This window comes from Acidovorax sp. (assembly GCF_046314175.1).
In the GTDB taxonomy this organism is placed as follows: domain Bacteria; phylum Pseudomonadota; class Gammaproteobacteria; order Burkholderiales; family Burkholderiaceae_C; genus Acidovorax.
Map to the genome: position 1 here is coordinate 1 of NZ_JBKBXG010000130.1, position 10,128 is coordinate 10,128.

The 10,128-nt window shown below is 63.9% G+C and carries 14 protein-coding genes; 8 read left to right on the plus strand and 6 right to left on the minus strand.

The window, feature by feature from the left end:
• Window positions 1–839: phosphate ABC transporter substrate-binding protein PstS (gene pstS, locus ACK4OE_RS23730; RefSeq protein WP_409888725.1), on the minus strand; the 839-nt coding region annotated here is incomplete at its 3' end.
• A 296-nt stretch (window positions 840–1,135) separates the two neighbouring features.
• Between pstS and ACK4OE_RS23735 the strand changes: the two genes are divergently transcribed.
• Window positions 1,136–2,797, plus strand: coding sequence for a methyl-accepting chemotaxis protein (locus ACK4OE_RS23735; protein ID WP_409888727.1), 1,662 nt, complete (start codon window positions 1,136–1,138; stop codon window positions 2,795–2,797).
• A gap of 58 nt (window positions 2,798–2,855) precedes the next feature.
• A complete protein-coding gene (locus ACK4OE_RS23740) occupies window positions 2,856–3,059 on the plus strand; it encodes a hypothetical protein (protein WP_409888729.1) in 204 nt (67 codons plus the stop codon).
• An 18-nt stretch (window positions 3,060–3,077) separates the two neighbouring features.
• Here the strand turns inward: ACK4OE_RS23740 and ACK4OE_RS23745 are convergent, their stop codons facing one another.
• Window positions 3,078–4,340: a diguanylate cyclase gene (locus tag ACK4OE_RS23745; RefSeq protein ID WP_409888731.1), complete on the minus strand. Its 1,263-nt coding sequence runs from the start codon at window positions 4,338–4,340 to the stop codon at window positions 3,078–3,080.
• Between the two features lie 90 nt (window positions 4,341–4,430).
• On the opposite strand from ACK4OE_RS23745, the gene ACK4OE_RS23750 reads away from it, so the two are divergent.
• Entirely contained in the window at window positions 4,431–4,775 is a 345-nt protein-coding gene (locus ACK4OE_RS23750) for a DUF6172 family protein (RefSeq protein WP_409888733.1), read from the plus strand.
• Window positions 4,776–4,826: 51 nt separating this feature from the next.
• Here the strand turns inward: ACK4OE_RS23750 and ACK4OE_RS23755 are convergent, their stop codons facing one another.
• Entirely contained in the window at window positions 4,827–6,134 is a 1,308-nt protein-coding gene (locus ACK4OE_RS23755; protein WP_409888735.1) for a DEAD/DEAH box helicase, read from the minus strand.
• Window positions 6,135–6,344: 210 nt separating this feature from the next.
• Between ACK4OE_RS23755 and ACK4OE_RS23760 the strand changes: the two genes are divergently transcribed.
• Genes ACK4OE_RS23760 through ACK4OE_RS23770 form a run of 3 tightly spaced genes read left to right on the plus strand, consistent with a single transcriptional unit; the run spans window position 6,345 to window position 7,415 of the window.
• Window positions 6,345–6,815, plus strand: a complete 471-nt coding sequence (locus ACK4OE_RS23760; RefSeq protein WP_409888737.1) for a DUF2721 domain-containing protein — start codon at window positions 6,345–6,347, stop codon at window positions 6,813–6,815.
• Window positions 6,812–7,174, plus strand: coding sequence for a translation initiation factor Sui1 (locus ACK4OE_RS23765; RefSeq protein ID WP_409888739.1), 363 nt, complete (start codon window positions 6,812–6,814; stop codon window positions 7,172–7,174). Before ACK4OE_RS23760 ends, ACK4OE_RS23765 begins: the two co-directional genes overlap by 4 nt.
• A gap of 13 nt (window positions 7,175–7,187) precedes the next feature.
• Complete coding sequence (locus tag ACK4OE_RS23770; protein ID WP_409888741.1) at window positions 7,188–7,415, plus strand: DUF3820 family protein; 228 nt, start codon at window positions 7,188–7,190, stop codon at window positions 7,413–7,415.
• A gap of 87 nt (window positions 7,416–7,502) precedes the next feature.
• On the opposite strand, the gene ACK4OE_RS23775 is transcribed toward ACK4OE_RS23770, so the two are convergent.
• A complete protein-coding gene (locus ACK4OE_RS23775; RefSeq protein WP_409888743.1) occupies window positions 7,503–7,709 on the minus strand; it encodes a hypothetical protein in 207 nt (68 codons plus the stop codon).
• Between the two features lie 252 nt (window positions 7,710–7,961).
• Between ACK4OE_RS23775 and ACK4OE_RS23780 the strand changes: the two genes are divergently transcribed.
• The gene (locus ACK4OE_RS23780) at window positions 7,962–8,135 is read left to right on the plus strand and encodes a LiaI-LiaF-like domain-containing protein (protein ID WP_171012331.1); all 174 of its coding nucleotides are present in this window, start codon (window positions 7,962–7,964) and stop codon (window positions 8,133–8,135) included.
• A 31-nt stretch (window positions 8,136–8,166) separates the two neighbouring features.
• Here ACK4OE_RS23780 and ACK4OE_RS23785 read toward each other — a convergent pair whose 3' ends face one another.
• Both ACK4OE_RS23785 and ytfE read right to left on the minus strand, forming a co-directional pair.
• Window positions 8,167–8,616, minus strand: a complete 450-nt coding sequence (locus ACK4OE_RS23785) for a group III truncated hemoglobin (protein WP_409888744.1) — start codon at window positions 8,614–8,616, stop codon at window positions 8,167–8,169.
• Entirely contained in the window at window positions 8,613–9,380 is a 768-nt protein-coding gene (gene ytfE / locus ACK4OE_RS23790; protein ID WP_409888746.1) for an iron-sulfur cluster repair protein YtfE, read from the minus strand. Before ytfE ends, ACK4OE_RS23785 begins: the two co-directional genes overlap by 4 nt.
• Window positions 9,381–9,472: 92 nt before the next feature.
• Here ytfE and ACK4OE_RS23795 point away from each other — a divergent pair, with 92 nt between their 5' ends.
• The gene (locus ACK4OE_RS23795; protein WP_409888748.1) at window positions 9,473–10,003 is read left to right on the plus strand and encodes an RrF2 family transcriptional regulator; all 531 of its coding nucleotides are present in this window, start codon (window positions 9,473–9,475) and stop codon (window positions 10,001–10,003) included.
• Window positions 10,004–10,128: the final 125 nt, after the last annotated feature.

The following is a 10,128-nucleotide window of genomic DNA, read 5'->3' on the forward strand; positions in this document are numbered from 1 at the left end:
GTGCCCATGGTGATGGGCCACACGGCTTTGCCGGGTTTTTGTGTCAGCGTATTGTGGAAGGCCCCGGTGGCAGGCCACTCGCTGTTGGCCAGTGCGGATTTGAAAGCGTCGATGGAGGGTTTCACAAAAACACCTTCGGCATTTTTCATCTGCACCGATGCCAGGCCATATACGGCCACATACCCAAAATCCACATAACCGATGGCACCCGCCGTGTCGCGCACACCCTTGGCCACCCCATCGCTCCCCTTGAAGGCCAGAAATCCTTCGGGCCATTGGATGCTTGTCTTGGCCCCGTGGGAAGCCTTCCATTTCGGGCTGACCTTGCCCAGGTAATCGGCGAAGTTGTAGGTGGTGCCCGAGCCGTCGGCACGCACCACCACCTTGATGGGCATATCGGGCAGCGGAGTCTCGGGGTTCAGCGCGGTGATCTCGGGGGCATTCCAGCGGCTGATTTCACCCAGGAAGATGCGGCTGAGCACCTCGCCCGTCAGGCGCAGCTGTGCGTTTTGGACTTTGGGCAGGTTGACGATGGGGCTGATGCCGGTGATGGCCACGGGCAGCGCGAGCAAGCCGTGTTCGATGAGGTCCTTGTGAGGCGGGTAGACATCGGTGGCGCCGAAGCCCACGGCCTGTTGCTGGATCTTTTTCATGCCTGCGCTGGAGCCCACCGGGTCGTAGTCCACCCTGGAGCCGGTGGCTTTGGCGTAGGCCTTGGCCCAGCTGCGGTAGATGGGGGCTGCGGCCGACGAGCCCGCGCCCGTTACGGCTTGTGCCCTGGCCTGGTCCGCCTGCAGCAGTGCAAGTGCCAGCATGAATACGGTATAGATATATTTCATGGATTTTTGTGTGTTGGTTTTAATTAATAAGGATGTGGCTGTGAAATTCTGACCATGGGCCTATGCCCGGGAGGGACATCGGAGTGATTTATGAAGTCTCAGCTTGTCAAAGCGGCGCCGATTTTAACCACTGAAATGAATGGGGAATGTTTATCCCATCGTCATTATTTTGTCACTTGAAACAATTAGTATCAGCCGCGGCAGACGTGGGCCCTTGCTGGCAAGGCGTGCGCGCCAGCTGATGCGGTGGCAATGACTCCGGCTGCCCACCCAGTGAACCTTCATGAGAGATTCAGATGCTTCAAAAAATCAAGATTGGCACCCGGCTGGCGCTGGCGTTTGCAGTGCTTTTGCTGCTGATTTCTGCACTGGCTGCGGGGGGCATCAGCGGTGCCAAGCGCCTGACCGAGCGCAGCGCGGCGCTGTATGGTGACCGCACGGTGCCCCTGGGCGTGCTGGCAGAGATCAGCCACCTGACGCAGCGCAACCGGGTGCTGGTGATGGACATGCTGATGGACCCGGGTACCAGCAACCTGCAGGCCAGCCACGCCGCGTTGACTGCCAACGTGGAGCGCATCCACGCGCTGTGGACGGCGTATTCCGGCAAGGCGCTGGGTGCTGAGGAGCACGGTCTGGCGCAGGCCTTTGCCGATGCCAATGCCACCTACCTGGACAAGGGTCTCATCCCGGCTGCCTCGGCACTGGTGGCAGGCAAGTACGACGATGGTTCCGAGCTTTATATCAACCAGATCCGCCCCAACGCGGCCAAGGTGCAGGACGCCATCGAGAAGCTGGTGGCCCTGCAGATCAACGTGGCGGCGGCAGAGTTTGCCGGCGCACGGGAGATGAGCAACGCCATCCATTGGTGGATGCTGGCGGCCACCGGGCTGGCATTGGTGGTGGGGGCTGCGATGGCCTGGGTCATCACCCGCTCCATCTCGCGCCCTCTGCGACAGGCGGTGGTGCTGGCCCGCACCGTGGCGGGGGGCGATCTGAGCGCGCAGATCGATGTGCGGGGCACGGACGAAACCGCAGAACTGCTGGGCGCCCTGCGGGAGATGAACCACCAGCTGGTGCGCGTGATCACTGAGGTGCGCGCCAGCACCGAGACGGTGGCGCAGGAGGCGGTGCTGATTGCGGGGGGCACCGAAGACCTGGCGCGCCGCACTGAGGTGCAGGCGTCCAACCTCCAGGAGACCGCCGCCTCGATGGAGCAGCTCACCATCACCGTGCAGCACAACACGGACAACGCCCACCGCGCCACCGAGCTGGCCCAAGAGGCCGCCAAGGTGGCCAACGAGGGCGGCAGCGTGATGCGCGACGTGATCACCACCATGCAGGAGATCAGCGTGCAGTCGCAAAAGGTCACCGACATCATCAAGGTGATCGACGACATAGCGTTTCAGACCAACCTGCTGGCCCTCAATGCTGCGGTGGAGGCGGCCCGCGCGGGGGAGCAGGGGCGCGGCTTTGCCGTGGTGGCGGGCGAGGTGCGTGGGCTGTCCCAGCGCAGCAGCACGGCCGCCCGCGAGATCCGGGGCCTGATTGCTGCCAGTGTGCGGGGTGTCGAGCGCGGGTCCACCCTGGTGGGCCAGGCTGGCGAGCGGGTCGCCAGCACTGTGCAGCGGGTGGATGAGGTGATGGCGCTCATCAGCGAGATCAAGGACGCGGGGCAGGAGCAGGCCCGGGGCATCGCGCAGATCGGTGAGGCCGTGCGGCAGCTGGACGCCGCAACGCAGAAAAATGCCGCGCTGGTGGATGACAGCTCGTCGGCATCCGCTGGCATGAAGAACCAGGTCCGGCGCCTGCTGGAGGTGGTCCACCAGTTCAGGCTGGCGCCCGATGGTTCTGTGGATGCTGTGGAAGGGGGCTATGCCGGTGCGCGGCCTTGGCCTGCACTGCCAGCCGGGGCTTCGTCCCCCCGGCAGCTTTCGCTGGCGCCGCGCGCGCTGACTTGACATACCGCACCCGCTCGGCGCAGGTCACCCGATTTTTCTGCTGTTGCGAAGCCACCCTATGAACCGCACGGATGTCCTGATCGCCATTGCAGAGGTGGCCAGAACGGGAGGCGCATCATCGCCGGAAGACGCCATCTCGCAACTGGCCGTCATCATCGATGGCCTGGAGCTGTCCAGCAGCGGGTCTGAGCAGGTGATGGAAATGCTGCTGCGGATTGGAGCCTGCCTGTGGAACCTGCAGCAAGAGCGCATGCGCCTGTAAGGCGATCCCTCTCACTCTCTACTCGCCCAAGGGCTCCTGCGAAGCGATCCGGTCACGCCCCTGGTGCTTGGCCTGGTAAAGCGCCTGGTCTGCGCGGTCGAGCATGTCGCGCAGGCTGCGGTCCGATTGGCGGAAGGTACTCATGCCCAGGCTGGCCGTGATGCCGTAGGCGTGGCCAGCGTCGTCGCTGAGCCGCAGGGCACGAATGCTGTGCAGGATGCGTTTTGCCACTTCCAGGCCTTCGTCCATGCTGGTCAGCGGCAGCAGCACACCAAACTCTTCTCCGCCCAGGCGGCCCACCACGTCGCTGGCGCGCAGCTGGCTTTTGACGGCCTGGGCAAACGCCACCAGGGCGCGGTCGCCTTCCAGGTGGCCAAAACGGTCGTTGATGGATTTGAAATGGTCCAGGTCCAGCATCAGCAGCGTGAGCGGCTCGCCATTGCTGCGTGAGTGTTCATACACCGACTCGGCGCATTCCAGGAACGCGCGGCGGTTGGCCATGCCGGTGAGCATGTCGGTGGTGGCCAGGCGCTGCAGCTCGCGCTCCAGGTTCTTGCGCTGCGTTACATCGCGGTAGATGCCTTCCACCCCCGCAAAATTGCCAGCGTGGTCGTACAGGGCATGGCTGCTGATCGAGATGTCGATCACGGTGCCATCGCGCCGCACCATCTGGCCCGGAAAGTCCGACACCTCGCCTTTTTCCAGGATGGCCGCCTTGAACGCGTCGCGGTCGGTGCTTTGCGGGTAGTAGGACTCGGCCGTGCGGCCCTCAATCTCGTGGGGCTCGTAGCCCAGCACACGGCGCACCCCGGGGCCCACATGCCGCACGATGCCTTGGGCGTCGGTGCGGTAGTAGACGTCCTGCATGTTCTCGAACAGGCGGCGGAAGTTCTGCTCGCTCTCGCGCAACTGGTCTTCGATCTCGCTCTGGTGGGTCATGTCCAGGCCGCACATCAGCACGGCGGGGGCACCCTGCCACTCCACGGCCACGCTGCTGATCAGCACCATGCGCAGGTTGCCTCGCAGGGTGCGTAGGCGAAATTCAGACGGCTTGTTGGGCCGCCCTGCTTGTTCGGGCACGGTGACCTGTTGGACCCGGTGGTTCGAGCGGGCCCGGTCTATGGGGTGGACAAAGTCGTCCGATGGCCTGCCGATGAGACTTGCAGGGTCGGGCGCTTCCAGGAGGTCCAGGCCAGCGGCGTTGGCAAAGCGGATGACGCCTTCCTGGGTGACCAGTACAGCCGCTGGCAGCAGTTGCAGCAGACGGAGGTCGTGGAACATCGTCGTGGAGGTAACGAAAGGTAGTCCGTAATTGTGGCACCGGGGTGGGCCAGTGGGAATCGATATCTGTCACAGGCGGTACCATCGCCCATGAGAAAAATTTTCCAACTCCACGTTGAAGGCAAGAATCGCGACCGCGTTCTGGATGCCGTCAAGCACGAAATCCGCAAGTACATCAAGCGCGAACGGCGCCGCGATCTCCCCGAAGGGGCTGACTTCTGGGACTTTGACTGCCAGTTCGGACGCACCAAGGAAGAGGCCGCCGTGGCGCACCTCTCGGCCCTTACGGGCCTTATCAACGAGTTGGCTGCCGAGGGTGGCACCCAGTTTTACGTCGAAATCCTTGCCAAGCCGGCCAAGCGCAAGCCACGTCTCCCCGGTGAGGCGCAAAGCGCTGACGAGGATGGCATGGACGAGGGCGACGAAGAGGCTTGAATCGCAGGCCGCCTTGGCTGCCGGCTCTCACAGTCCTTCGACAGGCTCCTTTCAGGAGCCTTTTTTGTGGGCGGCGAGAGTGGCTTGCGCCGCTGCAGCGGATGGGGACGATGTGGCAGATGCCCCCGCTTGAGCGCGCAGCTTGTCTTTTTTGCTGGGACGTTTGCCTTTGATGCCGCCAGTGCCCTGGGGATCGGTGGCCGATGCGGGCGCGGGGGCTTCGGTGGGTTCAAAGCCCGCAATCAGCTCGCGCGGCAGGGCAAGGTGCTGGCGTTTTTCGATCAGGCGAAAGTGCGCCTCGGCGTCCGCCGTCACAAAGCTCACCGCCACGCCGCTTTCGCCCGCGCGGCCTGTGCGGCCAATGCGGTGCACATAGTCCACAGCCGAGCGCGGCAGGTCGTAGTTGACCACCGCAGGCAGCTGCGCAATGTCGATGCCCCGTGACGCCAGGTCGGTCGTCACCACCACCTGCCAGCGCTCGTCCTTGAACTCCTGCAGCACCTGCTTGCGCGCGCCCTGGCTCAGGCCGCCGTGGAAGGGCGTGGCAAAGATGCCGGCCTTATAGAGCTTTTCAGCCACATGCTCGGCCGCGTATTGGGTGGCAACGAACACCAGCACGCGCGACCAGTTGTGTTCCTTGACCAGATGGCGCAGCAACTGTGTCCGTCGAATGGCGTCCACCGCAATGGCGCGTTGCTCGATGGCGGGTTCGTTGCCGGGGGTGTGGGGCACCTCCACACGCACCGGGTTTTTGAGCAGACCATCTGCCAGTGCCTGCACGGCGGAGGGGAAGGTGGCCGAGAAAAACAGGTTCTGCCGCTTTTCGGGCAACAGCGCCAGCACACGAGACAGCTCTTCGGCAAAGCCCAGGTCCAGCAGTCGGTCGGCCTCGTCCAGCACCAGGTGCGCCACTGCAGAGAGGCGCAGTGCGTTGTGTTCCACCAGGTCCAGCAGGCGGCCCGGCGTGGCCACCACGATGTCGGCGCCGCCGCGCAGGCCCAGCATTTGGGGGTTGATAGACACGCCGCCAAACACGATGGCGACTTTGAGCGGCTGCTGCAGGTGCTGCGCGAGGCTGCGCAGCACCTCACCCACCTGTGCGGCCAGCTCGCGCGTGGGCACCAGCACCAGGGCGCGCACCCGGCGCGGGCCGCCGGTGGCGCTCAGCTGCAGTTGTTGCAGCAGTGGCAGGGCAAAAGCAGCGGTCTTGCCTGAGCCTGTTTGTGCGGCGCCTAGCAGGTCAGCCCCCTGCAAGATGGAGGGTATGGCAGCTGCCTGAATGGGTGTGGGCGTGGCAAAGCCCGCTTTTTCTGCAGCGTGGACGAGGGCAGGGGACAGACCGAGGGAAGCAAAGGGCATGGAGGCGGCGCTGGAGCTGCGTTGAAAAGGCAACGCACGATAGCGCGAACGGAGAAAGATGGGGGAGATTGTCGCCGCAGTTGCTGTTCTGCCCGGTGCGTGGGCTGGAGAGCGGGCATGCTGGAGCTGGTTGAGAGCCCCCAGGGGGGTCATCGCCCTGATAATCAGGTCGCCGGCGGTTAGCCGGTTTTCCTTTGTTTTCCCCGCACCATGGCCCTCACCCTTGACTCTTCTGCCATCACCCACGGTATCCAGCTGGCGGTGGCCCCCGTGTTTTTGCTCACGGCCGTGTCCGGAATGATCGGCGCCGTGGCGAGTCGGCTGGCCCGCATCATCGACCGGGCCCGCGTGGTGGAAGACCGCGCCCGCGCCAACACCGAGCCCGAGTTCCTCGCCCGCGCCTATAGCGAACTGGCCGACCTGCGCCTGCGCGGGCGGCTGGCCAATGGCTGCATCGGGCTGCTCACGTTCTGCGCGTTCCTGATTGGCACCACCATCATCCTTCTGTTTTTGGGCGAGACCACCAACTTCCAGTCCAACCGGCTGGCCGTGGCGGGTTTTCTGGCGGGGGTGGCGTCGTTTTTGCTGGCGCTGGTGTGTTTTCTGACCGAGACGCTGCTGGCCACCCGCTTGCTCAACTTTCACATGCTGCAGAAAGAAGTGGAAGGGCAAAAGCCATGAAGTCGTTGGCCGATCTGGGCGGCCTGGTGTATTCCACGGAATCCGGCCGCATGTGCCCCACCTGCCGCCAACCCGTGGCGCAATGCACCTGTCAGCAGAACAAGCCCTTGCCCACGGGCGACGGCATTGTGCGTGTCTCGCGCGAAACCAAGGGCCGTGGCGGCAAGGCCGTCACCTTGGTCAAGGGCGTGCTGATGGATGCTGCCGCACTGGAGCAGCTGGGCAAACAGCTCAAGGCCGCCTGCGGCAGCGGTGGGACGGTGAAGGACGGCGTGATTGAAGTGCAGGGCGACCATGTGGAGCGCGTGATGGCCGCACTGCAAAAGCTGGGCCACAAGGTCAAGCGGGCAGGCGGCTGAGGAGGTCTGTCCGATGGACTCGGAAAAATTGCAGCGCCTGGTCACCACCGAGATGCCCTACGGCAAAAACAAAGGCACGCTGTTGGCCGACCTGCCGGGCAACTACCTGAACTGGTTTGCACGCGAGGGCTTTCCCAAAGGCGAGCTGGGGCAATTGCTGGCACTGATGCACGAGATTGACCACAACGGCTTGTCGGACCTGCTCAGGCCGTTGCGCGGTGCGCGCAACGTGACCCCTTGATTTTTTGGTCGTGCGGGGATCCGCCAAGCCCACCGCCAATGGTTGCGCAATGGCCACAACCCTTGGGCGGGGCGTTCTGTGCGCTTGTCAGCCCTTGTTCTGGCCTGAGCTGCCGTGCAAGCCGGCATAGTTGATCGCAATGAGTTGCGCGATGGCGAGAATTTCCGCGCGCGAATGGTCGGATCCTGGAAACATATCCTTCGCCAAGCTTTGGGCTTCTATCACCTGTTTCGTGGCAAATTCGCTGGCCTGATAGAGCCTGCGCTCAAGGGCGATATCCGCATTTTGGGTCATGCTGTTCTCCTGGTGTGTCGGAGTCTCAGTATGACCGCCGATCTGGTACATGGATGGCGGTTTGCCATTGGGGCCGACTTTGAGTGGAGGACCGACGCGCCGACGTATCGAGTGCAGCGAGCCAACTGGCTGGCGACATGAGTAGTCATGGGTAGCGCCCTGCCACCAGGTGGACCGCATGGAGCCTCCATGGCTTCCGGGCGGTCTGCGTGCAGCCATAATCGTGCGCAATAGCAACCCGAGGGAGTACACATGAAGGGCCACATCGCTGCGATCGTCCTGGTCGTTTTGGGCGTGTTTTTTCTGCTGACCAATTTGGGGCTGATCAGCATCAGCCTGCGCGAGCTGCTGCGGGTGTGGTGGCCGGTGGCGCTGATTGCGGTGGGCCTGGCGCTGTTCTTCACGCCCGGCGACAAGAAGAAGTAACTGGCCCTGGCGCAAAGGCCCAGGCCTTGATTCAGTGCCCGCCGTGCCCAGTGTGTTCGCTGTGCGGCGGCACAAACGCCGGGTCGCTGCCAAAGTAGCCCCGGAACAAATTGCGCGCAATGCCATGCGCCGCCACCTGCAGGTCGCGCGCCACCTCGGGGGCAAACAGGCGACTGGTGTGCTGCTGCCATAGCCCCACCCAGGCGGCAAAGTGGGCGGGCGTGACACCCTGCAGTGCCATGTGTTTGCCAAACACATCGCCCTTGAAGCTGCGCGTGCCCAGGACCACGGTGCTCCAGAAGTCCACCAGCCGCTGCAGGTGGGCATCCCACTGGCCATGCAGGGCTTTTTCAAACACCGGGCCCAGCAGCGGGTCCTGGCGCACATCCCCATAAAAACCGTGCACCAGCCGCGTGATGCTTTCCACGCTGGGTGGTGCGTGCGCCCCAAGACCTTCGGTTGGGTTGGTTTGCAGGTTCATGCCTGCAGTGTGCCCGCCCCGCTGCAGGCGCACCCTGACGGACCGCAACCTTGTGAGGGTGCCGCGCTGGCTTCGAACTGGGGAAACAGCACGTTGTTTTCCAGGTGGATGTGGTTGATGAGGTCATCGCCCAGCTGCGCAATGCCTGCGTACAGCGCACGCCAGGTATTGCAGGCGCCTTGCGGGGGCGTGGCGTCGTTGGTCAGGGCGTTGAGCTTGTCCAGCGCTTCGCCATGGTCCACGTGTTCGGCGCGCATCATGCCGATGGGCTGGCCCACAAAGGGGTTGCCGCCGCTCTTGAGCATGGGGAACAGCACCTGTTCTTCCTTGAGCATGTGCGACAGCAGTTCTTCGTGCATCGTTTCCAGGTGGTCGGCCAGCCCGGCCGGCACCTGCGGATTGTCGCGGTGCACGGCCTCCACGCGGCGGGCCATGCGGATCAGCTCGGGCAGCTGCTGGCGGTGCACCTCGTGGTAGCGCGCCAGGATGTGGTCGATGAGCGCGCTGGGCGATGCGGCTTCGGGCACGGCGTCGCTGCGTTGCAGAGCCGCCAGCTCGGCCAGCACGGCGTTCGCGTCCAGCCCCTTGTCGGCAGCCGCCTTGGACAGGCTCACCTGGCCGCCGCAGCAAAAGTCGAGCTTGAGCCGCCGAAAAACCGCCGTGGCACCGGGCAGTTGCACCGCGATCTGGCCGATCTGCTGGTCGGCGCTGAGCGGGGCGGGGTGGGCGGAGGCAGCTTCCAGATGGTCAACACGGGCATTCATGGCAGGTCCTTTTAAAGATTCATTTGATGTGAATATTTTATTCAATAAAATTCGTCCTGCATACCTCTTTCAATTGACCTGCGGCAAAAACCATGCGCCTGACCCAATGGACCGACTACACGCTGCGCGTGCTCATGTACTGCGCAGCCACCGAAGGCCGCGAGCAACCTGTAACGATCATCGAGGTGGCCGAGGGCTACGGCATCTCGCGCAGCCACCTGATGAAGATCGTGCAGCAGCTGGCCGCCCAAGGGCTGCTGGAGACCACGCGCGGGCGGGGCGGTGGCATGCGGCTGATGGTGCCGGCGTCGGCCATCAACATCGGCGCCGTGGTGCGTGCCACCGAGACCGACTTCAACCTGGTGGAATGTTTTGATCCCGGCACCAACCAGTGCCGCCTGAGCAACCACTGTCGCCTCAAGGGCGTGCTGTGGCAGGCCATGCAGGCCTACCTGGCGGTGCTGGACAGCGTGACTCTGGCCGACCTGATGGCACCGGCCGCTGCGGGTGGGTCGGCTGCACGCGCCCTGCTGCCCACGGTGGCGCTGCCCCAGGGCGGCGGCGCCATGCGCAAGCGCGCCCCCGTTGCCGGGTTGCCCTCCAAACCCGAAAATATTGAATAAAAATGGCTCTCTTCCGTTTCGGGTGGAACGCCACATTCCCCACCAGAGCCATGGTCAGGCCCTTGCTTTTCGCAAAGGGCTGCCTGGCAGGTGAGTGAGCTTGCCCGCAATCAGGAACGCCATGG

What these genes read in the sequence shown, in the direction of transcription:
- ACK4OE_RS23760 (WP_409888737.1), top strand. Translation starts at nt 6,345, where the DNA reads ATGGCCCTCACCCTTGACTCTTCTGCCATCACCCACGGTATCCAGCTG.
- ACK4OE_RS23775 (WP_409888743.1), bottom strand. Translation starts at nt 7,709, where the DNA reads ATGACCCAAAATGCGGATATCGCCCTTGAGCGCAGGCTCTATCAGGCC.
- ACK4OE_RS23750 (WP_409888733.1), top strand. Translation starts at nt 4,431, where the DNA reads ATGAGAAAAATTTTCCAACTCCACGTTGAAGGCAAGAATCGCGACCGC.
- ACK4OE_RS23780 (WP_171012331.1), top strand. Translation starts at nt 7,962, where the DNA reads ATGAAGGGCCACATCGCTGCGATCGTCCTGGTCGTTTTGGGCGTGTTT.
- ACK4OE_RS23745 (WP_409888731.1), bottom strand. Translation starts at nt 4,340, where the DNA reads ATGTTCCACGACCTCCGTCTGCTGCAACTGCTGCCAGCGGCTGTACTG.
- ACK4OE_RS23735 (WP_409888727.1), top strand. Translation starts at nt 1,136, where the DNA reads ATGCTTCAAAAAATCAAGATTGGCACCCGGCTGGCGCTGGCGTTTGCA.
- ACK4OE_RS23755 (WP_409888735.1), bottom strand. Translation starts at nt 6,134, where the DNA reads ATGCCCTTTGCTTCCCTCGGTCTGTCCCCTGCCCTCGTCCACGCTGCA.
- ACK4OE_RS23770 (WP_409888741.1), top strand. Translation starts at nt 7,188, where the DNA reads ATGGACTCGGAAAAATTGCAGCGCCTGGTCACCACCGAGATGCCCTAC.
- ytfE (WP_409888746.1), bottom strand. Translation starts at nt 9,380, where the DNA reads ATGAATGCCCGTGTTGACCATCTGGAAGCTGCCTCCGCCCACCCCGCC.
- ACK4OE_RS23740 (WP_409888729.1), top strand. Translation starts at nt 2,856, where the DNA reads ATGAACCGCACGGATGTCCTGATCGCCATTGCAGAGGTGGCCAGAACG.
- ACK4OE_RS23765 (WP_409888739.1), top strand. Translation starts at nt 6,812, where the DNA reads ATGAAGTCGTTGGCCGATCTGGGCGGCCTGGTGTATTCCACGGAATCC.
- ACK4OE_RS23785 (WP_409888744.1), bottom strand. Translation starts at nt 8,616, where the DNA reads ATGAACCTGCAAACCAACCCAACCGAAGGTCTTGGGGCGCACGCACCA.
- ACK4OE_RS23795 (WP_409888748.1), top strand. Translation starts at nt 9,473, where the DNA reads ATGCGCCTGACCCAATGGACCGACTACACGCTGCGCGTGCTCATGTAC.